The sequence below is a fragment of the Ruegeria sp. D7 genome (genome assembly GCF_056534355.1).
In genome coordinates, this window is the sequence record NZ_JBQFPG010000005.1 from 92,594 (window position 1) to 119,452 (window position 26,859).

Genomic DNA, 26,859 nt, shown 5'->3' on the forward strand with positions numbered 1-26,859 from the left:
AGTCATGCCCTTGTTGATCTGGCCACGGATATCTCCAGGACAGGAGGCTTGCCATGCCTGGCGGCAGAGCCCTCTAGCCTGCCTCAGTCTTGCCCCGACGATCGGACCTTAGGCTGGCATACAGAACATGTGTTCGCCAGCGCCCATTGATCTGCAGATAAGACTGCGCCACGCCTTCGTATTTGAAGCCTGAGCTTTCCAGCAGACCGCGAGAGGCCTTGTTCTCAGGCAAACACGCGGCCTCGATCCGGCTTAAATCAAGACGGGTGAAGGCGTGATGAACAACGGCGCCAATTGCTTCGCGCATGAACCCCTGACGCGCAAAGGCTTGCCCGGTCCAATAACCCAAGGTGCCAGCCTGCGCCGGACCACGGCGAACATTGTCCAACGTGATCGCCCCCAGCAGAATATTGTCTGTGCGACGAAACAGGAACAGAGGTATCGCCGTTCCACTCGCGACTGAGCGCTGGGCCCAATAGACCCGGTTGGTAAACGACTTTCGGCTCAGATGGTCCTTGGCCCAAACCGGCTCCCACGGCACCAGATAGTCCTTTGAAGCACGCCGCAAGGCGGTCCAGTCGTTGAAGTCGGAATGCATGGGCGGGCGCAGCGTCAAGCGCTCGGTTTCGAGTTTCAGCTTGCGTCTGCCTAACAGCATCAAGCCGCGCGCCTCTCCTGTAAGTCAGCCAGTGACGGTGCACCCGAGACCGGGCCATAAAGCGCCAGCGCGGCCGGGGCTTTGACTGCCATGTCTTCGGCAAAGGCACGCACGTCCTCGGTGCTGACCGCATCGATCTTGGCCACGGTGTCCTCAAGCGAGGGCACACGTCCCCAGATCTGCACCAGTCGCGCCAGACGTTCGGCCCGGTTCGATGGGCTTTCCAGCCCCATCAGCATCCCGGCCTTCATCTGGGCCCGCGCACGGGCAACCTCTTCTGCGCTCATGTCTTCGGCAGCGCGCTTCATCTCGTCGATGGTAATCGTCGCCAATTCGCCCACCTGATCGGCCGAGGTGCCTGCGTAAATCGTTGTCGTACCGGTATCCGCATAAGCACCGGTCTGAGCAAAGATCGTATAACAAAGCCCGCGAGTTTCGCGCACTTCCTGAAACAAGCGCGAGGACATGCCTCCACCCAGAGCGGTCGAGTAAATCTGAGCCGTATAGATCGCATCATCGCGATAGCCCGGACTTTCCAGCGCCAGCGCGAAATGCGCCTGCTCCAGTTCTTTCTCCTGCCGCGCCTCACCACCAGTGAACCGCGCAGCGTCGGGGATCAGACCCTTGCGCGGCTGCAGGTGGCCGAACATCTCTTCGGCCAGTTTCATCAGCGCATCGTGGTCCACAGCTCCAGCTGCAGACAGGATCATCTGTTCCGGCCCGTAGTGTTCGGCCACGAAACCAGACAAGTCCTCGCGGGAAAACGTACTGACGCGCTCGGTCGGGCCCAGAATGGTGCGGCCAAGGGGTTGGTCGTGATAGCTCTGCTCTTGCAGCCAGTCAAAGATTACATCGTCCGGCGTATCATAGGCCTGACCGATTTCCTGCAGGATCACGCCGCGCTCGACCTCGATCTCGCGCGGGTCGAATACCGGGTTCAGGACGATGTCGCCGATGACATCCATGGCCAGCGCCACATCGTCCTTCAATACGCGTGCATAATAGGCCGTAACTTCGCGCGAGGTATAGGCGTTGATGTACCCGCCCACATCCTCGATCGCTTCGGCGATTTGCAGCGCAGAACGCCGCTGGGTTCCCTTGAACGCCATATGCTCAAGGAAATGCGCGATACCGTTCTGCTCGATCCGCTCGTGCCGCCCACCGGCGGTTACCCAGATGCCGATGGCCGCAGATTGCAGCCCCGGCATATGTTCACTGACGACACGAAATCCGTTCTTCAGTTGGTCCTGTCTGACTGTCACTCAGCAATATGCCTTCTGATATGATCCTCAAGGGCACCCAGATCGTTCGCAACGCGGGTCACCCGTTCCGGACGTTCATACAGATCAGACATGCGGGATGGAAGAGGCGGATGTTCGCCGCTTGCCTTCTCGACGGCTGCCGGGAACTTCGCGGGATGCGCGGTTGCGAGCGTGATCATGGGCACATCGGCAGCGCGGTGGTCTTCAGCCACTTTGATCCCAACGGCGGTGTGCGGACAAACCAACTCGGCGCTGTGGACCATCGTGCGCCTGATCGTCTCAAGCGTCTCGTCCTCAGAAACGCGGCCCGAGTCAAAGCTTTCTCGCAGAGCCTCCATCGCGCCTTGGCTGACATTGAAGCCTCCGCTCTTGAGTTCGTCCATCAACTGAGCGACTGCGCCGCCATCTTCGCCATAGGCGTAGTACAGTGCACGTTCAAAGTTCGAGCTAACCTGAATATCCATCGACGGGCTGATCGAAGGGATCGTGTCACCCTTGAAATACCCCTCGCCTGAGAGGCAACGGTGCAGGATGTCGTTCTGGTTGGTCGCCACCACCAGACGATCGACGGGCAGCCCCATACGTTTGGCCAGATAGCCTGCGAAGATATCGCCGAAATTCCCTGTCGGCACGGTAAAGCTGACCTTGCGATGTGGCGCGCCGAGGCTGACGGCGGCGGAGAAATAGTAAACGATCTGTGCCAACACGCGGGCGAAGTTGATCGAATTGACGCCTGCAAGTTTCACACCGTCGCGGAAATCAAAGTCGTTGAACATGTCTTTGAGCGCTGCCTGACAATCATCGAAATCGCCGTCTACCGCCAAAGCGTGCACATTACTGTCTGCAGGCGTAGTCATCTGACGGCGCTGCACTTCTGAAACACGGCCATGCGGGAACAGGATGAACACATCCACCGCATCCAGGCCACGGAACGCTTCGATTGCGGCAGAACCGGTGTCACCGCTCGTCGCGCCGACAATGGTAACGCGATCTTCGCGCCGTTTGAGCGCGACCTGGAACAGCTGGCCGATTAGCTGCATGGCAAAATCTTTGAAGGCCAGTGTGGGTCCGTGAAACAGCTCCAGCAGAAAATGGTTCTCGTTCAGCTGCTTCAAGGGCGCGCGGGCGTCATGGCCGAAGCCCTCATAAGCGCGCGCTATGATATCTTTGAACTCATCATCAGAGAACGAGCCACTCACATAGGGCCACATCACGCGGAATGCGATTTCTTCGTAGGACAAGCCAGCCAACGCAGCAATTTCGTCCTGCGACATCACCGGAATTTCAGCGGGCAAGTACAGACCACCATCACGGGCCAGTCCGGTCAGCATCGCCTCTTCAAAGGTCAGTTCGGGCGCCTGCCCGCGGGTTGAGATGTATTTCATGTCGCGTCACTTTCGGAATTGGCACAGCTGCGCCACAGGAAGTATCCGGTCATTGCGGCCCAGACCAGAGCAAGACCAAACCAGATGATTGCATATTGCAAATGATCGTTGGGGATGCCCGCCGTATCCACCGGCATTGGCGTTACATTCGGATCGGTTTCCGAGCGGGCAATCAGCAACACCGGCTCAGCCCCCAGCGCGGCGGCCAGACTGGGCACATCACGGGCGAACCAGATGTTGCCGCCAATATCTGCGTCAGGCGTGTAGCCATCAACTTCATCGGGCCAGTGCAGGTTGCCGGTGATTTCCATCGGGCCAGTCAGGCGAACAGCCTGCTTGGCTGTGGTCGGCACAAAGCCGCGATCCACCAGAATAGTCCGGTCGTTGGTGGCAAAGGACTGGATGATCCGATACCCCGGCCCCACCTGCTTGACCGAAACCAAAACGTGGATCTCGCCCGGTTCGATCTCGCCTGTGACCGTCACCGGCAGGTATTTGTCCGCATCTTCGGACACCTGCAATGGCAAGGCGACAGGATCGGCAGCGATGCGGCTTTCGATCTCGGCCAGCACCTCCTGTTTCCAGGTCAGCCGCTGCAGTTGCCAAGTGCCCAGCGACAGCAGCAGGCCCAGACCGGCAAAGCCGAAGATCAGCAGAAACAGAATGCGACGCATATTGGGATCAGACCTTGTTGCGTGAACCGGCGCCTTGTTAAGGGGCACGTGAACCGAAGTGCAACCATGTAATTGTATGGGGCGCAATCTTGCGCCCCTGATTGAGAAAAAGCCGCCCCGTGGGGCGGCTTTTGCAATTGGATCACCTGCGTGGCGTTACATCAGCGGGGCCTGACCCCAGATGTAGACGGCGAAAAACAGGAACAGCCAGACGACGTCAACGAAGTGCCAGTACCAAGCGGCAGCCTCGAAACCGACGTGTTTCTCGGGCGTAAAGTCCCCCTTCAGGGCGCGGATCAGACAGACCGACAGGAAGATGGTGCCGATAATCACATGCGCGCCGTGGAAACCGGTTGCCATGAAGAAGTTCGAATAGAACTGATCGCCACCGAACTCCCAACCCTCATGGGCCAGTAACTCATAGTATTCAAACGCCTGAAGCGCAGTAAAGGCGATGCCCAGAACGATACCAATGGCCAGACCATTGATCAGCGCCTTGCGGTCATTGTCATGAACAAGCGCGTGGTGGGCCCAAGTAATCGCACAACCTGACAGCAACAGGACCAAAGTGTTGATCAGTGGCAGGTGGAACGGATCAACGGCGTGGATATCCGGCTGGATGTATTCAGTACCGGCATAGTCGTACATCGGATACATGCGATGTTTGAAGAACGACCAGAACCAGGCGAAGAAGAACATCACCTCGGACATCACGAACAGGATAAAGCCGTAGCGCAGGCCAATACGCACGACCGGCGTATGATCGCCCTGACGGCTTTCGACCACGACTTCGGACCACCATGCAAACATGGTATAAAGAACCCCGACCAGCCCCATCCAGAAGATCCACGGGGTGATCCCGTGCATCCAAAGAACGGCCCCGAACAGCATCACAAATCCGCTTACCGCGCCGATCAGTGGCCAGATTGACGGGTTCAGAATGTGGTAATCATGGTCTTTTGCGTGTGCCATCAGCGTCCCTCACCTACAGGCGTTAGTTCTTGTTTGTCTCAGCCTGCACGTCAAGGGCGGCAAAGCCCTCGGGCAGGTCAATTTCGTAGAATGTATACGACAGAGTGATCGTATGCACATACTTGGCTTCCAAATCTTCGACCATTTCCGGGTCGACGAAGAAAGTCACCGGCATCTCAACCCGCTCTCCGGGCTGCAGAACCTGCTCTTCAAAGCAGAAACAGGCAATTTTCTGGAAATATCCACCGGCAGAATACGGGGCGACATTGTACGACGCCTGCCCCGCAATCGGGCGGTCGGTTGGATTATAGGCTTCATAGAAGGCCAGGCCAGTCTCACCAATGCGGACTTCCATCTCGCGCTCGACCGGCTTGAATTCCCAGGCCATGTCTTTGGCTTTTGAGGCGTCAAAGCGCACGGTGATGGTGCGGTCCAGAATCTCGTCAGGAGCAACTTCGGCCACGCCGGTGGTCCCACCAAACCCGGTGACCCGGCAGAACCAGTCATAAAAAGGCACAGCAGCCCAAGCGAGGCTGCCCATCAGGACAACCACACCAACCGTCTGCGCAACAGTTTTCTGAGGACCGGTCAGCGCCATCAGTTCTGCACCTCCTGTGGTGCCATATTGAAATCAGTGCCCGAGACCTTCACGATCGTCAGTCCAAAGATGATCACGATGAACGCGGCCAGTGTCAGGCCCACGCCCAGATTGCGGCTGAACCGGCGCTGATGCAGTTCGTGGCTTTTACGCAAGCTCATGACCAGCCCCCTAGCCCATAGGGTTTCAGTAGCGCTTCGGCCAGAATCGCGCCAAAATGCAGGAAGAGGTACAGCAGCGACAGCTTGAAGAAACTGCGCTCGACCTTGAAATTGTCGGCTTCGGAATCGTCTTCGTTTCGACGGGAAATCTGCCACGCACCGCGCAGGAACAAGCCGTTCAGAACCAGTGCGACCACCAGATAGATCGGGCCTCCGATATCCGAGAACGCAGTACCCACCGCCAGCACCGCCAGCAGCGCGGTATAGACAAGAATGTGCCAGCGTGTGGCGCGTCGACCGTGCGTGACGGTCAGCATCGGCACGCCTGCGTCGTCGTAGTCCGAGCGCATAAACAGCGCCAAAGCCCAGAAATGCGGCGGCGTCCACATGAATGTTAGGGCGAACATCAACCACGGCTCAAGCGTCATCGAACCTGTGGCCGCGACCCATCCGATCACCGGAGGGAACGCCCCTGCGGCACCACCGATCACGATATTCTGCGGTGTCGAACGCTTTAGCCACATCGTATAGACGACGACATAGAAGAATATGGTAAAGGCCAGAAACGCCCCGGCGAACCAGTTGGTTGCCAGACCCAGCATAATGACGGACAGGCCAGACAGAGCCAGTCCCAACGCCAGTGCCTCACCCTCTTCAACCTTGCCGGACGGGATCGGGCGGCCTTTGGTGCGCTTCATCACGCGGTCGATATCCGCGTCCCACCACATGTTCAGTGCGCCGGATGCACCACCACCAATAGCAATGAACAGGATGGCGCAGAAGCCAACAAACGGATGTATCGGAACCGGAGCCGCAAGCAGTCCGACCAAAGCCGTGAATACGACCAGCGACATCACGCGCGGCTTCAGCAGGGCGAAATAATCGCCAAAGCTGGCCTCGTCCGCGCGGGTTTGCGCAGAGACGGTGCTGGCATTAAAGCTTGCGTCGCTCATATCCGGTCCTTGTCGGGGCAAAAGCTGCGCGATTTCCGCGCAGCCCGCATGTGTTTACCTAGGCCGCAAAGGGCTTAGTTCGAGGCCACTTGGAAGGAAGCAGGCTGACCTGCATATTCTTCAAGCGCACCCTGCAGCCACTGTTCATATGCCTCTTCGCTGACCACTTTGACGGTGATTGGCATATAGGCATGGTCTTTACCGCACAGCTCAGAGCACTGTCCGAAATAGACGCCTTCCTTGTCTGCTTCGAACCACAGTTCGGCCAGACGACCAGGAACGCCGTCCTGCTTCACGCCGAACGAAGGAATGGTCCAGGAATGGATCACGTCCGATGCGGTAACCTGCATCACGACAATCTTGCCGACCGGAACAACGACCGCGGTGTCGGTGGCGAGCAGCCATTCGTCTTCGCCATAGCCTGCATCGGCCAGCTTCGCCCGCATCGCATCGTCCAGAACAAACGGTGTTACGTCGGCATCCGCCGGGCGCGCGCCCTCGTCGAGGGTGGCCGGGTGGCCCAGGAGATAGCTATCGAAGGCAAAGTCATGATCGACATATTCGTAGGTCCAGTACCACTGGTTCCCCACGACTTTGATGGTGATGTCGCCTTCGGGAATCTCTTGTTGCTTGAAAAGAACCGGCAGCGAGAAAGCCCCGATGAAGACCAGAATCAGGATCGGGCCCAAAGTCCAGGCAATCTCAACCGGAGTGTAATGCGAGAACCGAGCCGGGTTCGGGTTTACGCGCTGGTTGTAGCGTACGATGCAGTAAACCAGCAGACCCGCAACAAACACACAGATCGCGGTGATGATCACCAGAATCATGTTGTCCAGCGACTGAATCCCTTCAGCAAGGCTGGTGGCAGCAGGCTGGAACCCCATGCCGCCGTCAACCGGCTTGCCAATAATCTCAAGCTCCTGAGCCATGGCGGGAAGGCTGGAGAGGGCCGTAGCAAGCCCGGAAAGCATCAAAGCATTCTTCATTTTCTGTCCTGATCGTTTGATCTTTGCGTCTCTCGCGAAAAGGTGTGAATCGGTCGCACCTCTCCCGTTGTCTTTGGCCGCGTTAAAAACCATATTCCGTCGGGTAGATAAAGCAAAATGCTTGCGTCAAACAGACGCTATTTTTGATCTGGATCAAACCCGAAAGGTCACAACTGATGACTCAGGCCCCGTTTCGCCCGTTTGAAAGCGTTCTTCCCAAGGATGAAGCGCTTGCTGTACTGAAGGCTGCAACTGATGGCGCCGAGGATGGGGAACTGTTCGTAGAACGGCGCAAATCCGAATCTTTGGTGTTTGATGACGGTCGATTGCGCACGGCCTCTTACGACGCTTCCGAGGGATTCGGTCTTCGCGCGGTGCAGGGTGAAGTGGCTGGATACGCGCATTCAACGGATGTTTCGATTCCCTCTCTGAAGCGCGCAGCCGAAACCGCACGGTTGGCGGTCGGCGATGGTGGTGGGACGCTGGCCGGGCCACCACGTGCCACCAATACCAGGCTATATACCGATGAAGACCCGATCGAATCCGCCGCCTTCCCGGTCAAAATCGAGACACTGCGCGAGATAGACGCTTTTACCCGTGGTCTGGATTCCCGGGTTGTGCAAGTCAGCGCCACGATTGCCGCTGCAGTGCAGGAGGTCGAGATTCTTCGCCCCGATGGTGTGCAGGTGCGCGATATACGCCCGATGACCCGCCTGAACATCTCGGTTATCGTAGAACAGAACGGCAGGCGCGAAAGCGGTTCTGCAGGAGGTGGTGGACGTGTTGGGCTGGATGGCTTGATCGATCCCTCAGACTGGCAAGATAAGGCGCGTGAGGCTCTGCGGATCGCGATGGTCAATCTGGATGCCGTCCATGCCCCTGCCGGCGTGATGGAAGTCGCGTTGGGCCCCGGTTGGCCCGGTATTCTGTTGCACGAGGCCATCGGCCACGGGCTTGAAGGTGATTTCAACCGCAAGGGCAGTTCCGCTTTTGCCGGGCTGATGGGGCAGCAGATCGCTTCGAAAGGTGTAACAGTCGTGGATGATGGGACGATTGCAGACCGACGCGGTTCGATATCAGTGGATGACGAGGGTACACCCAGTTCGCGTACAGTTCTGATCGAGGATGGAATCCTCACCGGATATATGCAGGACCGCCAGAACGCACGCCTGATGGGCGTTGCTCCAACCGGGAACGGCCGGCGTCAAAGCTATGCCCATAAACCGATGCCGCGCATGACCAACACAATCATGTTGGGTGGCGATGCCGATCCGGCCTCGTTGGTGGCAGATATCAAAGACGGCATCTGGGCTGTGGGCTTCGGCGGTGGCCAGGTCGACATCACCAACGGCAAGTTCGTGTTCTCCTGCACCGAGGCATATCGTGTCGAGAACGGCAAGATCGGCGCTCCGGTCAAAGGCGCGACGCTGATTGGCGACGGCCCCTCGGCGCTAAAACGCATTCGGGGACTGGGCAATGACATGGCGCTGGATCCCGGCATGGGCACATGTGGCAAGGATGGGCAATGGGTGCCGGTCGGTGTCGGCCAACCTACCGTTTTGATGGATGGGCTGACTGTGGGCGGCTCTGCCACCTGAGTCAGCTCAAAAGAAGAATCAAGGCGCGAAGGGTTAACACACTACCCTTCGCGTCAAATCAAAAACTCATCCATGGACTATGTGTGCCAAGAAAATTCGCACGAATTTTCTCTTTTTCTTTCAATGAGATAATCACCTCTCCGAGGGATGGGTTCGAAAAATACCGATCTAATTTTCTAAGATTCACAGGCTGTTAACCCGCTGCACCGTAAACCAGTTTTGCAATCAGGCGGAGCATCGGATGACCGAAGGGCAGCTTTCTTCCAATCACCCCCCACTCCCACCCACCACGGAAGAGGACCGGTTTTCCTGGCTCCGTCTGTTGCGCTCACGCAAAGTAGGGCCGGCAACATTCCGGCGCTTATTGCGCGAACATGGCTCGGCGCAGAACGCGCTGGCCGCGTTGCCGGAAATGGCGCGCGCTGCCGGGATCGAGGATTATGAAATCTGCCCGCCCGGCGCAATTGAGGCGGAGCTCAAGGCCGCAAAGGTCGCCAAAGCGCGGCTTTTGTGCCTTGGGGCCGCCGATTACCCTTACGCGTTATGTGACCTTTCGGATGCGCCCCCGATGCTTTGGGCAATCGGCGATCCGTCGATCTTGAAACGCCGGGCAATTGCCATGGTCGGGGCACGGAACTGTTCTTCGCTGGGCGCGCGCATGGCGCGGGCGTTGGCGACGGATCTGGGTAAGCAAGACTATGTCGTGGTCTCGGGGCTTGCCCGCGGCATTGACACCTCGGCGCACCTCGCCACGTTGGCGACCGGTACTGTGGCAGTGTTAGCAGGTGGGGTAGATGTGATTTATCCGGCCGAAAATGCCGATCTTGCGCGAGATATCGCAGAAACCGGTCTTCGCCTATCTGAACAACCGATGGGCACAACACCTCAGGCACGACATTTTCCGCGCCGCAATCGCATTATCTCGGGTCTGGCGCAGGCAGTGGTCGTTGTCGAGGCCGCGGCGAAATCCGGCAGCTTGATCACCGCGCGGGACGCCCTGGACCAAGGGCGCGAGGTTCTGGCCGTGCCCGGCCATCCCTTTGACGCCCGCGCGGCAGGATGCAATCTGCTGATCCGAGACGGGGCTATACTCGTCCGCAATGCAGAAGACGTGATTGATGCTTTGCCCAAGCAACAGCTACAATCCTCCGCCAAACAAATCCTACCCCTTGGACCCGAGGCAGACACAGCCGAAATCACGCCCCAAGCCTTGCACGAGGCGATTCTGACTCGACTTGGCCCATCTCCGATCGCGGAAGACCAGTTGATCCGGGACATCGCGGCATCTGCGGGCGAAGTCGGCCCTGTGTTGGTCGATCTGGAGCTTGAGGGCAAGATTCAGCGGCAACCAGGCGGCCTGCTGTCACTTTGCCCCTAAGCTATCGAACGGATTCGACACCGGATTTCGCGAGCGGTGCGGCCAGAACCGGCTTGAATTCAGAGTATTTTTAGTAGTGAAAACGAACGCATTGACAATTCGATCTTGCCCCACACATTTTGCACGGTCATACAAAGCGCAAAATCCGTCGAGCGAGGATTCCTCTTAAATGCCCGTAGTTGTTGTAGAATCTCCGGCCAAAGCAAAAACGATCAATAAGTATCTTGGCCCCGACTACACCGTTTTGGCCTCATATGGCCATGTGCGGGACCTGCCGCCGAAGGATGGGTCGGTCGATCCCGAGCATGAATTTTCAATGAAATGGGAGGTCGGCAATGACAGCCGTAAGCATGTCAAGGCGATCGCCGACGCTCTGAAAGAAGACAACGCACTGATCCTCGCGACCGACCCTGATCGAGAAGGCGAGGCAATCAGCTGGCACCTCCAAGAAGCGCTGACCAAGCGGCGTTCGATCAAGAAGGACACGCCAGTCAGCCGTGTGACGTTCAACGCGATCACCAAGGACGCCGTGACCGACGCGATGCAGAACCCGCGTGAGGTCGATATGCCGCTGGTCGAGGCCTATCTGGCCCGCCGCGCGCTGGACTATCTGGTAGGGTTCAACCTGTCACCCGTTCTGTGGCGCAAGTTGCCGGGTGCCCGTTCAGCGGGGCGCGTGCAATCGGTCTGCCTGCGCCTCATCGTTGAACGCGAGATGGAGATCGAAGCCTTCAAGCCGGTCGAATACTGGTCGGTCAAAGCTGTGTTCGAGACGCCTCGGGGCCAGACCTACGAGGCGCGTCTAGTCACGCTGGCAGGCAAGAAACTGGACAAGCACGATCTAGCGAATGCAACGCAAGCCGAACTGGCGGTTCAGGCGATCACCAGCCGTGATCTGAGCGTGACATCGGTCGAGGCCAAGCCTGCCGCGCGCAACCCCTCTGCCCCGTTCATGACGTCGACCTTACAGCAAGAAGCCAGCCGCAAGTTCGGCATGGGCGCACGCCATGCGATGCAGGTGGCCCAGCGGCTGTATGAGGCCGGATACATTACCTACATGCGAACCGACGGTATCGACATGGCCCCCGAGGCCGTGGCGGCAGCGCGCGATGCAATCGCCGACCGTTATGGTGCGGAATACGTGCCAGACAGCCCGCGCATGTACAAAAACAAGGCCAAAAACGCTCAGGAAGCACACGAGTGTATTCGCCCGACAGATATGTCGCGCGATGCCAAGGCGCTGAAGGTGACCGATGAGGATCAGCGCAAGCTTTATGATCTGATCTGGAAACGCACCATTGCCTGTCAGATGGCTGCCGCACGGCTTGAACGCACGACTGTAGAGATTACCAGCACGGACGGCCAGGTTGGCCTGCGCGCCACTGGTCAGGTGGTGCTGTTCGATGGCTTCATGCGCGTTTACGAAGAAGGCCGCGATGACGTGGTCGACGATGACGACAAGCGCTTGCCACAGATCATGCAGGGCGATCCCGCACGTTTTGCCAAGACCTCGCTGCGTGATCAGTTTGCCAAGGCCACCGCCGACTCGGAAAAGGCCGCCATTCTGGCCGAGAACGAATCCGTTCTGGCGCTGCAGCACCACACCCAACCCCCCCCGCGCTATACAGAGGCCACGCTGGTCAAACGGATGGAAGAGCTGGGGATCGGGCGTCCGTCGACCTATGCCTCGATTGTCACCACGATTCAGGATCGTGAATATGTACGTAAAGACAAGAATCGGCTGATCCCCGAAGAAAAGGGCCGGATCGTCACCATCTTCCTGCTGAATTTCTTTCGCCAGTATGTGGGCTACGAGTTCACCGCCAATCTGGAAGAAGAGCTTGACGACGTCAGCGCAGGTGAACGCGACTACAAGGATCTGCTGGGCAAGTTCTGGCGCGATTTCTCTGCCGCGATTGGTGAGACATCGGAGCTGCGTATCTCGGAAGTGCTGGACAAGCTGGACGAAGCGCTGGCACCGCAGCTGTATCCGCCGCGTGAAGATGGCTCGGACCCGCGCATTTGCCCGAAATGCGGTGTTGGCCAGTTACATCTGAAAACTTCGCGCACCGGCGGGTTTGTCGGTTGTGGCAACTATCCTGAGTGCACTTATACCCGTCCGATCGCTGGTGAGGGCGCGGAAGGTGACGAGCGTTTGCTGGGCGAAGATGGGGGCGATGAGATCTGGCTGAAATCCGGTCGATTTGGGCCATATGTCCAGCGTGGAGAGCCCACGCCTGAGAACAAGAAGCCTCCTCGTGCGTCCCTGCCCCGTGGCTGGAGCAAAGACGACATGGATCTGGAGAAAGCTCTGACGCTTCTGTCCTTGCCCCGTCAGATCGGCGAGCACCCCGAAGGCGGCATCATCAGTTCGAACTTTGGTCGCTTTGGACCTTATCTAATGCATCAGTTGGCCGACGAGGCAAAGCCTGTCTACGCCAACCTCAAAGACCCGAACGATGTGTTTGAGATCGGCATGAACCGCGCCGTCGAACTGTTGGCCGAAAAACGCGCCAATCCAGGTCGCGGACGTCGGGCGGCCGCGAAGCCGCTGAAAGAGCTGGGCGACCATCCCGATGGCGGCGCGATGCAGGTACTGGACGGGCGCTATGGGCCATACGTGAAATGGGAAAAGGTCAACGCGACGATCCCGAAGGACATCAAACCAGAAGATGTCACGCAGGAAATGGCCATTGAACTGGTCAATGAGCGCGCCGCCAAGAAGGGCACCAAGAAAAAGGCAGCACCCAAGAAGAAAGCCGCTGCCAAGAAGACCACCAAGAAAGCAAGTTAGGTAGAAATACCACCTGCCCCTTGGATTCGTTGACTTCCCCGTGACGTGGCGGCACAAATCGGCCCAACACCATGTCATTGGGGGAGTTTTCCATGAAGAAAATCTATGACAATGCCGATGAGGCGCTCGATGGGGTGATATCGGACGGCATGCTGATCGCTGCGGGCGGCTTTGGGCTGTGCGGTATCCCGGAAATGCTGCTTGAAGCAATCAAGGCCTCAGGCGCGAAGGATCTGACATTTGCCTCGAATAACGCAGGTGTGGATGATTTTGGCATCGGCATCCTGCTGCAAACCAAGCAGGTAAAAAAGATGATCAGCTCTTACGTTGGGGAAAACGCCGAATTCATGCGCCAGTATCTGAGTGGAGAACTGGAGCTGGAATTCAATCCACAAGGCACACTGGCCGAGCGGATGCGGGCCGGTGGCGCTGGCATCCCCGGGTTTTACACCAAGACGGGCGTGGGAACGGTGATCGCTGAAGGCAAAGAGCACAAGGACTTCAACGGCGAGACCTATATCATGGAGGAAGGCATCTTCGCCGACCTCGCGATCGTAAAGGCGTGGAAAGCCGATGACACCGGGAACCTTGTGTTCCGCAAGACTGCCCGCAACTTTAACGTGCCCGCAGCGACTTGCGGCAAGATTTGTGTGGCTGAGGTTGAAGAAATCGTCCCGCGCGGCTCGCTGGACCCGGATGGCATCCACCTGCCCGGCATCTATGTGCATCGCATTATCCAAGGCAGCCACGAAAAGCGCATCGAACAGCGCACCACCCGCAAGAAGGAGGACGCATAATGCCCTGGGATCGCAATCAGATGGCCGCACGTGCGGCAGAAGAGCTGGAAGACGGCATGTATGTGAACCTCGGCATCGGTATTCCGACGCTGGTGGCGAACTATGTAGGGGACAAGGACATCACCCTACAGTCCGAAAACGGTATGCTGGGCATGGGGCCTTTCCCGTTTGAGGGCGAGGAAGACGCTGACCTGATCAACGCGGGCAAGCAGACGATTACCGAACTGTCCCGCACCTCTTACTTCGATAGCGCGACCTCGTTCGCCATGATCCGAGGCGGTAAGATCGCTGCTGCGATTTTGGGTGCGATGGAAGTGGACGAGAAAGGAGACTTGGCCAACTGGATGATCCCCGGCAAGCTGGTCAAAGGTATGGGCGGTGCGATGGATCTGGTCGCTGGCGTTGGTCGCGTGATTGTAGTGATGGATCACACCAACAAGCATGGTGATTCAAAAGTGCTGAAGGAATGCACGCTGCCTCTGACTGGCCAGGGCGTTGTGGATCGCATCATCACCAATCTGGGTGTTCTGGATGTCGTCGAAGGTGGCCTGAAGATCGTCGAACTGGCCGATGGCGTCAGCGAGGACGAGATGCGAGGAGCGACTCAGGCAACAATCGTAGATTGACCTCAGGCCAATGAATCATAAGGCCCGCTGCGACGCGGGCCTATTTTAGTTCGAAGTCTGAAAAATGCAGGGGTCCGAAACGAACTGCGGTGTCGTCGTACAAAGAGCACTCGCGACCTGAAACGCGGCTAGAACCTTGGGTACGTAGTCTCTGGTCTCGGCATAAGGTGGCACACCGCTATGCTTGCGCACGGCCCCTTCGCCCGCATTGTAGCCTGCCAATACGAGAATCGGGTCATTGTCGAACTCGTTCATAAGCCAATGCAAGTATTTGACCCCACCTTCGATATTCTGTTCAGGTTTCAGGCTGTCCTCTACCCCAAAACGTTCGGCGGTAGCTGGCATCAATTGCATCAAGCCCTGCGCCCCGGCAGAACTGACAGCCTGTGTGCGGCCCGCAGATTCTACTGAGATCACGGCTAGGACAAGTGCGGGTGAGACATTTGTCCCTACGGTCGAACGTAGAATATCCACCCCTCGCTTTTCTGCGATGTCTTGCAAGGTCTGCAGACGCGGCGCCGCGACACCCGTGGCAGTAAGCGCTTGAACGGCCTCTCTCAGCCTACCTGCGCTGGCCTGCGCTAGATCGGGGGATACCCGGCTCCAGAATGCTTTATAGGAGCCAACTGGCTTGGTCGCTCCCGCAATCTTCTGAGGAACCGATGGGGGCGGCTTTGCGATAGCGGCAATCTCAGGCACTTCCAGCTTGGCGCCAGTGCTGGGGGCTGATGGTGATGCTGCATGTTGTTCGGGCGTGATCTGAATCGTCACACGCGGACGTGTCCCCGGTTTAGGGGCCTTTATGCGCTTATAGACGCCGCGCGGCTCGGTTTCGGTTGCAGTGACAGGAATTGCACCCGTCATCAGAAACACCGCTGCACCGGCGCATAATACTGCGTCCCGGAAATACATTTGCCTGCCTCGATTTCTTATCTTTTGAAGCATTTTGAACATCATAACGGCCCGCAACACCAGAAAAACCAAGCGAATTGGGGCAATTTCGCCTCAATTGCCGCCATTTTGCATCGCCCACACAATTGAAGTGCAAAAAATATTCTATTTTTCTTATTTACTTTCAGTCTGTTACCAAATTCACCAACGAAAAATTAGGCTTTTAGCAAAAAAATATTGGTTTGGCCCAATTCCTGCCACGCACAGAGGTCAAACATATATGCATACCGAGACGATCGGGAGCGGACTGAGAGAGAAAGCTCTGAAAGACGCCGAGGTTAATTACTTTTTGATCCTTTAGGAGGGACGTAACATGATCAAGTTCATCAAGAACTTCCGCAAAGACGAAGACGGCGCCGTAACTGTAGACTGGGTCGTTCTGACCGCAGCCGTTGTTGGCCTGGCAGCCGTTGCTTACAACCAGATCTACAACGGCGCCAGCAACTTGGCGGGCGACATTGATACTGCTCTGTCCGGCGTTACTGTGACCACTCCGGACCCAGACGGCAACTAATCCAGTCTTGGTATAGAGTAACAAATGGGGGCCATGTCTTTATTCAAAGGCGTGGCCCCTATTATTTTCAATGAAATCGCTTTGGCGTGAACCAATGTTGTACAAAATTAAGAGATACAAAGCCGATGAAACCGGCGCGATTACAGTGGACTGGGTCGTTCTGACTGCTGCTGTCATTGGTCTTGCGACATTAATGTACAGTATCCTTAGTCAATCTCTTTCAACTTCAGGGCAGCCAATCAGAAATGTCGAAGTTGAAGAGATGGATTTCAATTGAAGTATCGCGCTGGCACGTTATCCAACCACCATTATCGTGCACATATACATATTTTTGCAAAATAATCGTGTGATTGTCCGCTTTTTCGACACAATTGAATAATATCTTGGACCCTGAAACGATGTGACTTCCAGAGTCGCGGTCTACGGAAAATAATGAGGGACAAATGCGAGCTGTTTTTGGACTTGTTCTTATCATCGGGGTCGCTTTGGCCGGTGGTGCTGTCTATATGGCACGCGAGTACATTACGGACAATCAGGCCAAACTCGCGAACGAACGCAAGTTGCGCGAAGAGGCGCTTGCCAATGCGCAGGCGGGCATTGTCCCGACAGTAGGCGTTTTGGTTTCGAATCGCTCCTTCAAATACGGCGAACGTTTGAACCAGGAAGATATCCGCGTCGTTCAGTGGCCAGAGGATGCGATTCCCGAGGGTGCCTTTGTGGACATGACAACCCTATTCCCGGAAATCAAAAACAATGAACGATTCGTTCTCCGCGCGATGGAGAAAGACGAAGCGATTATGGAAGTCAAAGTCACCAATCCAGGCGAGACTGCTGGCCTCAGGTCACAATTGCCCAAGGGAATGCGCGCATTTGCGATAAGCGTTGATGTGGCATCTGGCGTATCGGGCTTTTTGCGCCCAGGCGATACGGTGGACGTGTATTGGACCGGCTCATTACGTGGCACCAGCGATTCTGGCCGCGGTGAGATTACTCGTTTGGTACTGACGAACATCGAATTGGTCGCTGTTGATCAGTCGGCGGGTCTGGATGTGACCGGCACAACCATTGCTCGCACGGTCACAGTTGCAGCGACGCCACAACAGATCGCCGCTTTGGCACAGGCTCAGAACACGGGTCGCATGTCGCTGGCACTGGTTGGCGCTCAAGATGACAAGGTGGCAGAGGTGGTTGAAGTCGATCAGCAGTCTTTGCTTGGCATTGAAGAGAGGGCCCCGGCCCCCGTCGCGGCTCCGGAGAAGGTCTGCACAATCCGCACCCGTCGTGGCGGCGAGACGGTAGAGACCCCAATTCCCTGCACAAACTAACTAATTTTCAGACCTTTACGAGACAAAGACCGCGCATTTTGCGCGGTCTCTTTCTTTGTGTTGTTGCGCATAATCCACATAAGGAACCTTCCAGAAACCATTGATTATTGCAATAAATCTGGTTCTGTCGCAGGGTTTCATAGCATAGGGCATAAGACCCAAAAAAAATCGAGTGGTGATCGGAGAGGCAGGTCACATGACAATACGTTCCTGGATCAGCGCAACCCTGCTGGGGTTGTCGCTAGTTGTGAGCCCAATCGGCGATGCCGCTTGGGCCCAAAATCTTCGCGTGGTTAAAAAGGGTACGGCGGAAACGCTGGATGTCCCCGTAAATCGCGCAATCGTGGTGGAAAGCGAACAACCGTTCGCAGACATCAGCATTGCCAATGCAGGCATAGCGGATATTTCGACCCTGTCGGACCGCACTATCTATGTTCTCGGTCGGGCACCGGGTACAACCACCCTGACAATGTTCGACGGCGCGGGTAATCTGATTACCAACGTGCGTGTGCGTGTTTCCCCTGATGTTTCGGAATTCAAAGAACGCTTGCGTCAGATTCTTCCCAGTGAGCGAATCGAGGTTCGGACCGCCAATGATGGGATCGTCTTGTCGGGAACAGTTTCCAGCAGTGCCAAACTGGCGCGTGCGCTTGAGTTGGCAGAACGGTATGCCCCTGAACGTGTATCGAACCTGATGAATGTCGGTGGCGTGCAGCAGGTCATGCTGAAAGTGCGCTTTGCGGAAATGAACCGCTCTGTAGCCAAAAACTTGTCGGCATCCTTGGGCTTTGGCGGTGGCGACACCACTGCGGGCTTCAATACCTTGAATAACCAGGGCGCACTGAACAACGCACTGGCGAACAACATCCCGTTTGTTCAGACAAATTCCGGTGCCATTCTATTCGGTTTCGGCGCGGGTTCGACGCAGGTTCGACTGCTTTTGGAAGCCCTTGAAACCAAGGGTTTGGTTCGCAGCTTGGCAGAACCGAATCTTTCTGCACTGTCTGGCCAAGAAGCGGAGTTCCTTGCCGGTGGCGAGGTGCCAATCCCAGTACCCCAAGGCGACGGTGTCGTTGCGATCGAGTATCGTCAGTTTGGCGTACAGCTCCTGTTTGTTCCGCGCGTCGTCGATGGCAACCTGATCAACCTGGAACTGGGTGCATCAGTATCGAGCATCGACCAGAGTGCGAACTTCACGATCAACGGCGACAATGTTCCCAGCTTCATCACGCGTCAAACACGGACAACCATCGAGTTGCGCGACGGTGAGAGCTTTGCCATTGCAGGCCTAATCCAGGATGATTTCACGGATCTGAACAGCCAGGTTCCCTGGCTTGGCGATGTGCCCGTATTGGGCGCGTTGTTCAGGAGCGCTCAGTATCAGCGTGAGCAGAGCGAATTGATCATCATCATTACCGCGCATCTGGTGTCGCCCACTCGTGGCGAGGCGCTTGCCCTGCCGACCGATCGCGTGAAACCGCCCAGCGAGTTCGATCTGTTCGTAAACGGCAAGATCTCTCGGACTGAACGCGCCGGAAATGGTGCAGCCTCTGAAGTTGCCAATCAGGATTTTGGCACCTCTTACGGCTACGTGCTGGACTGATAGAGAGGATAGAACCAATGGAAAAGTGGATCATCACACTGGGTCTTTCGGTTGCTGTCGCCGGTTGTACACGCGAGGCCGGGTACGAAATCGATCAGGGCACGTTTGGTAACGCTACACTGAACAACATTCAGGTCATGAATGGTGAGTTGACGTATGGCCAAATCCTCGCGCGGCGTTTCGCTGCCGAGGTGCCAACACAGATCAACTTTGCCTTCGATAGCGCGCAATTGGACGCTTCGGCGCAACGAATCCTGTTGCAGCAGGCGGCCTGGATCAAACAGTTCCCCGAGGCGCGGTTCCGTGTCTATGGGCACACGGATGCTGTTGGCTCTGACGCATACAACAAGCGATTGGGCCAGCGCCGCGCCAATGCAGCTGTTGCATTCCTGACACGACAGGGCATTTCGCGTTCACGGTTGGAAGCCGTTGTTTCCTTTGGAAAATCCAGACCATTGGTTGCCACCCAAGACCGGGATCGACGCAATAGGCGGACGGTGACCGAGGTATCCGGCTTCTTTGACCGGCATCCAAATATTCTCGATGGAAAGTATGCGGACGTGATCTATCGCGAATACATCTCAAGCGCGATCCCGCAGAGCTACATCCAAAGGCAAGAAGACGCCAGCGGCGGCGAATAATAAACAGGAGATGGGCGACATTGTCGCCCATTTCCCTACAATTGGTTCTTTTGCGCCCAATTCTCGCCCAACTTCCAAGCCACTTTGTGAACAATTGGGTGACCTGCGGCCAAAATCGACCGCATCGGGCGACAGCATACCAGAACTGAATCTTCTCGCGTTCAAATGGTTTGCTCAGCCCTCTCGATGAGGATTGTGTTAATGACAAGCGCGACGCCGCAAGACGATAATAACGCCATTTTGGCCTGCACGATCAGCCGTGATGTCCAGAACTTCGACCTTTTGATCGAGGATATGGAAGCTGCGCTGGGCGAACGCTGGGGTGATCTTGGATTTGCCGAAGCGCTTGCGTTCTTTAGCCAACCCGAAGCCAAGACGCTTCAATTTGTAGCGCTGGCGCTGGACGGCGATGACGAAGACAACCTGACACTGATGGGTGAGATCATCACTCAGGCCAAGGAAAAAGGCATTAAGGTTGTCTTGATCGCCGAGGATGTCACCCCTGCCGCATTGCATCAGCTGCTACGCAGAGGTGCGGACGAGTTTGTCCCCTACCCGCTTCCCGAAAATGAACTTCAGGAAGCCATCGATCGTATGCAACAACCCGATCCGGTTGTGGCACCACAAGCAGCGCCTATTGCGACGAACGGCTCCTCGAAAGAAGGGGCGCTTTTTGTCGTGCAGGGTCTAGCAGGTGGAGTTGGTTCTACAACCATGGCGGTCAATCTGGCATGGGAACTTGCAACGGTTTCAGCCAAAGAAGCCCCGAAAGTGTGCCTGATCGATCTAGATCTGCAATACGGCACAGTTTCGACCTATTTGGATCTGCCTCGTCATGAAGCCGTGTTCGAAATGCTCTCAGACACGGATTCGATGGACGAAGACTCTTTCGGACAAGCGCTCCAGACGTTTGAAGAGAAGCTGCAAGTTCTAACGGCACCATCTGACATGGTGCCGCTGGACATCATCACGCCTGAGGACATTCAGCGTGTGATCGACACCGCACGCGCGAATTTTGATTATGTCGTCATAGACATGCCAAAAACACTTGTTCACTGGTCAGAAACGGTTCTGCAGGCCGCCCATGTCTATTTTGCCTTGCTCGAGCTGGATATGCGCTCGGCCCAGAATGCATTGCGTCTGAAACGGGCACTGCAGGCCGAGGAATTACCCTTCAACAAACTGCGGTTTGCTATGAATCGGGCTCCGAAATTTACTGATCTCAACGGTAAAAGCCGGGTTAAACGTATGGGCGAAAGTCTGGGTATTTCCATTGATTTGCTTCTGCCCGATGGCGGCAAACCCGTCATGCAAAGCGGCGATCACGGTTTACCGCTGGCAAATTCAGCGGCCAAGAACCCACTGCGCCGGGAAATCGCCAAATTGGCTCAATCGCTTCATAGCCTTGGCAGCAGTGACGCCGAAGCCGCATAACTCAAAGGGGAGCTGCCGTGTTTTCAAGATACAAAAAACAGCCTTCGGCACAGCCGGTTGAAACCCAGGCGTCGAAAGTCGAAGCCCCGGCAGCAGCAGCTGCGGCACCAACTGCCAACGCAATTGCGCGCAAGCCGGTCAAGAAAAAGGCAGCAGAAGTTGTTGGAAACGACAAGGAACGCAAGCGCAAGGAACGGCTGGGCGAAATCAAGCTTGAGCTGCACCGCGAGCTTCTTGAAAACCTGAACCTCGCAGCCCTTGAAAAAGCCGAAGAATCCGAACTGCGGACAGAAATCAGCGCGATTGCCAGCGAAGTTCTGGAAGCCCGCAACATCGTTTTGAACCGTGAAGACCGCAGCCAGCTAAACAAAGAGCTTTATGACGAGGTCACCGGTCTCGGGCCGCTGGAAGCGCTGCTACAAGACGACTCGGTCAACGATATTCTGGTCAACGGCCCCCAGCAGATTTTTGTCGAACGGGCCGGTAAGCTTGAGATCAGCGACATCACGTTCAAAGACGAAAAGCACCTGATGCGGATCATCGACAAGATCGTTTCTGCCGTTGGTCGCCGTGTCGATGAATCCAACCCGTATGTTGACGCCCGCTTGGCTGATGGCTCACGTTTCAATGCGATGGTGCCGCCGATCGCGGTGGATGGTTCGCTTGTTTCCATTCGTAAGTTTAAGAAAGACAAGCTCGGCATCGACGATCTGGTCAATTTCGGTGCGTTTACCGAAGAAATGGCAGCCTATCTGCAAGCCGCCGTGTCGACTCGTCTGAATATCATTGTTTCGGGCGGTACCGGTTCCGGTAAAACGACAACGCTGAACGCGCTGTCGAGCTTTATCGACGACGCCGAGCGCATTCTGACCATTGAGGATACGGCGGAACTTCAGCTGCAGCAGACACATGTTGGCCGGATGGAAAGCCGCCCGCCCAACGTTGAAGGCAAAGGCGAGGTCAGTCCGCGCGATTGTTTGAAAAACGCCCTGCGGATGCGCCCCGACCGCATCATCGTGGGCGAGACCCGTGGCGCCGAAGTGATCGATATGCTGCAGGCCATGAATACCGGCCACGACGGATCAATGACCACGATCCACGCGAACTCGGCCCGTGACGGTATCTCGCGTCTTGAAAACATGATCGCCATGGCGGGGATCGAAATGCCGATCAAAGCGGTCCGCAGCCAGATCTCGTCGGCTGTGAATCTGATCGTTCAGGCCAGCCGTCTGCAGGATGGTTCGCGCCGGATGACATCAATCACCGAAATTACCGGCATGGAAGGTGACGTCATCTCGATGCAGGAAATATTTAAATTTCAACGTGTTGGCCTGACCCCAGACAACAAGATCATCGGTCATTTCACCGCCACAGGTGTGCGCAGCCACTATTCCGAGCGCTTCCGTCTGTGGGGCTTCGATCTGCCCGCCTCGATCTACGATCCAACCACGATGTAGGAGAACCAAGATATGCAACTGCCTGTCGAGGCGCTCATCTACATCGTGATTTTCGTCGGGGTCTTTGCCCTGGTCGAAGGTATCTATCTCGTCGCATTCGGAAAATCGATCAGCCTGAACAGCCGCGTCAATCGCAGGCTGGACATGATCGATAAGGGCGTCGGGCGCGAGCAAGTACTGGAGCAGCTGCGCAAGGAAATGCAGCAGCACATGAAGTCGCAGAGCATACCGCTCTACTCGCTATTGGCAGACAAGGCGCAGAAGGCGGCGATCGCCTTCTCTCCTCGGCAGTTGATTGTGATCATGGCACTGGTTTCAGGGCTGGCTTTTGTAGGTTTGAGCGTAGGAACAGCTACCGAACCGACGCTTCGGGCGGCTCTATCGGTCGCGATCGGGGTCGGAGCGGTGTACGCTTGGGTCAATAACAAAGCCAATAAACGTATGGCCTTGATTGAAGAACAATTGCCCGACGCGGTGGAACTGATGGTTCGGTCACTTCGCGTCGGAAACCCATTTGTTTCTTCGATCCAAATCGTTGCTAACGAGGTCGAGGACCCCCTTGCGACAGAGTTCGGTGTTATCTCGGATGAATCCGCTTATGGCCGGGATGTCGGTGAAGCACTCAAGGATATGGCAGAGCGGCTGGACATGCAGGATTTACGGTTTTTGGCCGTCGCCGTTTCGATCCAGCAGCAATCGGGGGGGAACCTTGCCGATATTTTGGCCGGATTGGCCAAGGTGATCCGCGCACGTTTCCGACTGTTCCGCCGGGTGAACGCCATCACCGCAGAAGCCAAATGGTCGGGCAAATTCCTGTCGGGCTTCCCGGTCGCCTGTCTGCTGTTCATCATGGTCAAAGATCCGAACTATTACGACGCCGTGATAGACGATCCGCTTTTTATTCCGGCATGTTTCTTCGTCGGCATCACGCTGACCTTGAACCTGATCGTCATGCGTATCCTGACCGACATTAAGGTTTAAGAGGCCCAAAGATGGAATTTTTGAACCAGATCAATGAACTGTTGAAGCAGAACTTGGGTGAATTCGGTCCGCTGATTGTCGTGGGTGTTTTGGGATTGTTCATGATCCTTGTCACAATCCCGCTGATGCTGAACCAGCCGGAGGACCCACTAAAGAAGTTGCAGCGGTCAAATTCACCGCCCAAAAACAATAAAAAAGAGAAGAAAGAACGGCTCAGAACCGCCAGCCGAAACGAGCAGCTTGAAAAATTTGCCAATTTCCTCGAACCAAAGAATGAGGAAGAGTATACCGCTGTTCAGCTTAAGCTACGGCAAGCCGGCTACCAGTCCAAGGACGCGGTTCGTTTCTATCACTTCGCTCAGTTCGCATTGGGCATAATCGGAATACTGATCGGCGTCTCACTGGTTACCGTGTTTGCCGGCGATCAGGAATTTGACTCAACACAAATCCTCATACGCGTACTTGGACCTGGTACTGCGGGATACTTCGTGCCTAGATACTGGATCACGCGGCGCGTAGAGGAACGCAAGGAAGCGATCGTAAAAGGTTTTCCTGATACGCTCGATCTGATGTTGGTATGCGTCGAGGCCGGGCAGTCCCTGGATCAGGCCATTGTAAGGGTCGCGTCCGAGATGAAAGCATCTTACCCAGACATCGCGCTTGAGTTCGAGGTTGTCGCCTACGAAATGAAAGCGGGTAAAGAAAAAGACACCGTTTTGCGCGACTTCGCGACGCGATGCGGCGTTCAGGACGTTAGCGCGTTCGTCACCGTGATGATCCAATCGGCGACATTCGGGACATCCATTGCCGAAGCGTTGCGGGTTTATGCCGATGAAATGCGTGACAAACGCGTGATGCGCGCCGAAGAGGCAGCGAATAAGTTGCCAACCAAAATGACGCTTGCGACAATGATGTTGACCGTCCCTCCTCTGCTGGTCATCCTTGTTGGACCTTCGGCAAAAGGTATTATGGAGTTTGGAAACCGATAACGCCTTCCCGCTTCTTCGCTGGGTTGCCAAATCAGGTTGTTGGCACCTTCGTATGACAATTCCGGCCGCCATGGTTTTCACCATGGTGGCCTCTTGCACTGAAACAGGCGCGACAGACGATCCGTTTGCCCCTGGCGTCGATCCTGATGGGCCTGCGGTAGATGAGGTGACGGTCGGAAACCGATTGATGGCGGCGGGCGAATATGAGCTTGCACTTGAATCCTTCACCCGTGCCGCGTTGCAACAGGGTATGACCCCGCAAATCCTGACTTCGCTTGGGACAGCTAATTTGGGATTGCGCCGGATTGGCCAAGCTGAACCGCTATTGCGTCGTGCTGTCGAGGACGATCCCGAGTGGCCTGTGGCATGGAACAACCTGGGTGTCTTCTTGGTGGAAACGGGCGAATATGCCGAAGCCGCGCAGATGTTCCGCAGAGCCTATGCGCTGGACAATGGCGAAAGTGACGCAATCCGCGACAATCTGCGGTTAGCACTCGCAAAAATGGAAAATCCTGTTAATAATACCCCACAAGAACAAGAATTTGAACTGGAGCAGCGCGGCAACGGGCAATTTGTTCTGCGTAAAATCCAGTAATAGAGGCAGAGCAGTAAAGGACGCACAAAAATGCGCCAACCCTTCTTGATTCCGACGATGCTGGCGTGCGGGCTGGTTTTGGCCGCCTGCGCAAAGGAAACCGAAGAGGAAAAGGTTGAACGTACTTTTCAGGAAGTGAACGTTATCGACGAGACCAACCTGAATGACGTGATGCTGAATGCGGCCGATCCCAATGAGGCGGTGACCTATTTCCAAAGTGCGGCCGCCAAGAACCCCGACCGCATCGACCTGCAACGAGGACTAGCGATCACGCTGACCCGTGCAAAGCGCAGCACTGAAGCTTCCGCCGCGTGGAAACGTGTGCTGAGCATGAAAGGGGCCAACAACGCCGACCGTGTCGAATACGCTGATGCTCAGATTCGCAGCGGCAACTGGGATGGCGCAAAGGCGACATTGGACAAGATCCCCCCTACATATGAAACCTTTAAACGGTATCGGCTTGAAGCGCTGGTGGCAGATGCCAAAAAAGACTGGAATCGCGCCGACCATTACTACGAAACCGCGGTGGGCCTGACGACCCGCCCTGCCGGAGTCATGAACAACTGGGGCTATTCCAAACTAACGCGCGGGCAATATGCGGAAGCCGAGCGGCTGTTTACCGACGCCATTAGGCAGGACAATTCTATGTTCACCGCCAAGAACAACCTTGTTCTGGCGCGCAGCGCGCAAGGCAACTACAGCGTCCCTGTTGTCCCAATGACGCAGACCGAACGGGCGAAACTGTTGAACACCATGGCCATTTCAGCCGTGAAACAGGGGAATATCAACCTGGCCAAGAACCTCTATCGCGAGGCGATTTCCACCCACCCGCAGCATTATGACGAGGCGGTCCGCTCGCTTCGGGCCCTTGAGGACGCCTGATCCATGATCATACCAGCGGCAGCGGCGGCCTGGTTTCTACCTTTTGTTCTGCCGATCTGTTTCTACGTTGCCTTTACGGATATGCGTGAGATGCGGATCAAGAACCACGCTGTCGTCGCGCTGGCGGTTGTTTATCTCATCGTCGGGCTTATCGCATTGCCACCGTGGTCCGGTCCGTGGATCCCCGGCAACATCGGGCCGTTAACCCTGACCCTGCCTGTCTACGGATGGCAGCTGCTTCACATGGTTGTCGTTCTTGTTATCGGCATCGTGCTAAATGCAGCTGGTGTGATGGGGGCCGGAGACGCGAAGTTCTGTGCCGCAGCCGCAGCGTTTGTCTGGGTCGGTGACCTGATGTGGGTCATGGTGATTCTGACGGCAACTCTGCTGGGAGCGTTCTTTGCCCACCGGTTGGCGAAATACACCCGGCTGCGCCAGATCGCACCACATTGGGAAAGCTGGGATCGCGGCAAACAGTTCCCTATGGGTCTGACGCTGGCTGGCAGCCTCGTTGTTTATTTGATTTTGGGCATAATCCACGGATCGTGAACAATCATCAGCGCGCCTTGCCCGCGCCTTTGTCCTGCCACAAATCCGCGCCAAATTCTTCCAAAGCGGCCCCGCAAGGGCCTTTTGCGTGATTTT

Annotated in this window: 27 protein-coding genes; 17 read left to right on the forward strand and 10 right to left on the reverse strand. The window is 56.2% G+C overall.

Annotated elements, in window-relative coordinates:
* Positions 1-73: 73 nt before the first annotated feature.
* The 9 genes from ACRZ9U_RS09470 to coxB form a co-directional block, all read right to left on the reverse strand.
* Positions 74-658, reverse strand: coding sequence for a GNAT family N-acetyltransferase (locus ACRZ9U_RS09470; RefSeq protein ID WP_170397308.1), 585 nt, complete (start codon positions 656-658; stop codon positions 74-76).
* The gene (locus ACRZ9U_RS09475) at positions 658-1,920 is read right to left on the reverse strand and encodes a M16 family metallopeptidase (protein WP_170404293.1); all 1,263 of its coding nucleotides are present in this window, start codon (positions 1,918-1,920) and stop codon (positions 658-660) included. The genes ACRZ9U_RS09470 and ACRZ9U_RS09475 overlap by 1 nt, the downstream gene beginning before the upstream one ends.
* Positions 1,917-3,305, reverse strand: coding sequence for a threonine synthase (thrC, locus tag ACRZ9U_RS09480; protein ID WP_480901644.1), 1,389 nt, complete (start codon positions 3,303-3,305; stop codon positions 1,917-1,919). Before thrC ends, ACRZ9U_RS09475 begins: the two co-directional genes overlap by 4 nt.
* A complete protein-coding gene (locus ACRZ9U_RS09485; protein ID WP_170404301.1) occupies positions 3,302-3,979 on the reverse strand; it encodes an SURF1 family protein in 678 nt (225 codons plus the stop codon). Before ACRZ9U_RS09485 ends, thrC begins: the two co-directional genes overlap by 4 nt.
* A gap of 156 nt (positions 3,980-4,135) precedes the next feature.
* On the reverse strand, positions 4,136-4,951 hold the full coding sequence (locus ACRZ9U_RS09490; protein ID WP_170397316.1) for a cytochrome c oxidase subunit 3: 816 nt from the start codon (positions 4,949-4,951) through the stop codon (positions 4,136-4,138).
* Between the two features lie 22 nt (positions 4,952-4,973).
* Entirely contained in the window at positions 4,974-5,549 is a 576-nt protein-coding gene (locus tag ACRZ9U_RS09495; RefSeq protein ID WP_170404304.1) for a cytochrome c oxidase assembly protein, read from the reverse strand.
* Positions 5,549-5,710: a hypothetical protein gene (locus ACRZ9U_RS09500; RefSeq protein WP_010441671.1), complete on the reverse strand. Its 162-nt coding sequence runs from the start codon at positions 5,708-5,710 to the stop codon at positions 5,549-5,551. Before ACRZ9U_RS09500 ends, ACRZ9U_RS09495 begins: the two co-directional genes overlap by 1 nt.
* On the reverse strand, positions 5,707-6,663 hold the full coding sequence (cyoE, locus tag ACRZ9U_RS09505; protein ID WP_170404307.1) for a heme o synthase: 957 nt from the start codon (positions 6,661-6,663) through the stop codon (positions 5,707-5,709). The genes ACRZ9U_RS09500 and cyoE overlap by 4 nt, the downstream gene beginning before the upstream one ends.
* Before the next feature lie 74 nt (positions 6,664-6,737).
* Entirely contained in the window at positions 6,738-7,649 is a 912-nt protein-coding gene (coxB, locus tag ACRZ9U_RS09510; RefSeq protein ID WP_170404310.1) for a cytochrome c oxidase subunit II, read from the reverse strand.
* 176 nt (positions 7,650-7,825) lie between these two features.
* Between coxB and tldD the strand changes: the two genes are divergently transcribed.
* From tldD to ACRZ9U_RS09535, 5 genes are all read left to right on the forward strand, one after another.
* A complete protein-coding gene (gene tldD / locus ACRZ9U_RS09515) occupies positions 7,826-9,247 on the forward strand; it encodes a metalloprotease TldD (RefSeq protein WP_170404313.1) in 1,422 nt (473 codons plus the stop codon).
* 241 nt (positions 9,248-9,488) lie between these two features.
* Positions 9,489-10,625 carry a DNA-processing protein DprA gene (gene dprA / locus ACRZ9U_RS09520; protein WP_170404316.1) on the forward strand — a complete coding sequence of 379 codons (1,137 nt, stop codon included), beginning with the start codon at positions 9,489-9,491 and terminating at the stop codon, positions 10,623-10,625.
* Between the two features lie 169 nt (positions 10,626-10,794).
* Positions 10,795-13,419: a type I DNA topoisomerase gene (gene topA / locus ACRZ9U_RS09525; RefSeq protein ID WP_170404320.1), complete on the forward strand. Its 2,625-nt coding sequence runs from the start codon at positions 10,795-10,797 to the stop codon at positions 13,417-13,419.
* A gap of 92 nt (positions 13,420-13,511) precedes the next feature.
* A complete protein-coding gene (locus ACRZ9U_RS09530; protein WP_170404323.1) occupies positions 13,512-14,216 on the forward strand; it encodes a CoA transferase subunit A in 705 nt (234 codons plus the stop codon).
* Entirely contained in the window at positions 14,216-14,842 is a 627-nt protein-coding gene (locus ACRZ9U_RS09535) for a 3-oxoacid CoA-transferase subunit B (protein ID WP_170397333.1), read from the forward strand. Before ACRZ9U_RS09530 ends, ACRZ9U_RS09535 begins: the two co-directional genes overlap by 1 nt.
* Before the next feature lie 45 nt (positions 14,843-14,887).
* On the opposite strand, the gene ACRZ9U_RS09540 is transcribed toward ACRZ9U_RS09535, so the two are convergent.
* Positions 14,888-15,706, reverse strand: a complete 819-nt coding sequence (locus ACRZ9U_RS09540; protein ID WP_480893663.1) for a lytic transglycosylase domain-containing protein — start codon at positions 15,704-15,706, stop codon at positions 14,888-14,890.
* Positions 15,707-16,106: 400 nt separating this feature from the next.
* On the opposite strand from ACRZ9U_RS09540, the gene ACRZ9U_RS09545 reads away from it, so the two are divergent.
* From ACRZ9U_RS09545 to ACRZ9U_RS09600, 12 genes are all read left to right on the forward strand, one after another.
* A complete protein-coding gene (locus tag ACRZ9U_RS09545; protein WP_170404329.1) occupies positions 16,107-16,307 on the forward strand; it encodes a hypothetical protein in 201 nt (66 codons plus the stop codon).
* 70 nt (positions 16,308-16,377) lie between these two features.
* Positions 16,378-16,584 (forward strand): hypothetical protein, encoded by a 207-nt coding sequence (locus tag ACRZ9U_RS09550; protein WP_480885549.1) that lies wholly within the window; start codon positions 16,378-16,380, stop codon positions 16,582-16,584.
* A gap of 166 nt (positions 16,585-16,750) precedes the next feature.
* The gene (gene cpaB / locus ACRZ9U_RS09555) at positions 16,751-17,632 is read left to right on the forward strand and encodes a Flp pilus assembly protein CpaB (protein ID WP_170404333.1); all 882 of its coding nucleotides are present in this window, start codon (positions 16,751-16,753) and stop codon (positions 17,630-17,632) included.
* A gap of 196 nt (positions 17,633-17,828) precedes the next feature.
* Positions 17,829-19,235 carry a type II and III secretion system protein family protein gene (locus ACRZ9U_RS09560; protein ID WP_170404336.1) on the forward strand — a complete coding sequence of 469 codons (1,407 nt, stop codon included), beginning with the start codon at positions 17,829-17,831 and terminating at the stop codon, positions 19,233-19,235.
* 17 nt (positions 19,236-19,252) lie between these two features.
* Positions 19,253-19,876 carry an OmpA family protein gene (locus ACRZ9U_RS09565; protein ID WP_170404339.1) on the forward strand — a complete coding sequence of 208 codons (624 nt, stop codon included), beginning with the start codon at positions 19,253-19,255 and terminating at the stop codon, positions 19,874-19,876.
* Between the two features lie 201 nt (positions 19,877-20,077).
* Positions 20,078-21,310 (forward strand): AAA family ATPase, encoded by a 1,233-nt coding sequence (locus ACRZ9U_RS09570; RefSeq protein ID WP_170404342.1) that lies wholly within the window; start codon positions 20,078-20,080, stop codon positions 21,308-21,310.
* Positions 21,311-21,327: 17 nt separating this feature from the next.
* Entirely contained in the window at positions 21,328-22,767 is a 1,440-nt protein-coding gene (locus ACRZ9U_RS09575) for a TadA family conjugal transfer-associated ATPase (protein WP_170404345.1), read from the forward strand.
* Positions 22,768-22,779: 12 nt separating this feature from the next.
* The gene (locus ACRZ9U_RS09580; protein ID WP_170397358.1) at positions 22,780-23,748 is read left to right on the forward strand and encodes a type II secretion system F family protein; all 969 of its coding nucleotides are present in this window, start codon (positions 22,780-22,782) and stop codon (positions 23,746-23,748) included.
* Positions 23,749-23,759: 11 nt separating this feature from the next.
* Positions 23,760-24,737 carry a type II secretion system F family protein gene (locus ACRZ9U_RS09585; protein ID WP_170404348.1) on the forward strand — a complete coding sequence of 326 codons (978 nt, stop codon included), beginning with the start codon at positions 23,760-23,762 and terminating at the stop codon, positions 24,735-24,737.
* Positions 24,738-24,789: 52 nt separating this feature from the next.
* Entirely contained in the window at positions 24,790-25,332 is a 543-nt protein-coding gene (locus tag ACRZ9U_RS09590; RefSeq protein ID WP_480503818.1) for a tetratricopeptide repeat protein, read from the forward strand.
* Positions 25,333-25,362: 30 nt separating this feature from the next.
* Complete coding sequence (locus ACRZ9U_RS09595) at positions 25,363-26,214, forward strand: tetratricopeptide repeat protein (protein ID WP_170397362.1); 852 nt, start codon at positions 25,363-25,365, stop codon at positions 26,212-26,214.
* A 3-nt stretch (positions 26,215-26,217) separates the two neighbouring features.
* Positions 26,218-26,763, forward strand: a complete 546-nt coding sequence (locus ACRZ9U_RS09600) for a prepilin peptidase (protein WP_170404351.1) — start codon at positions 26,218-26,220, stop codon at positions 26,761-26,763.
* Positions 26,764-26,859: the final 96 nt, after the last annotated feature.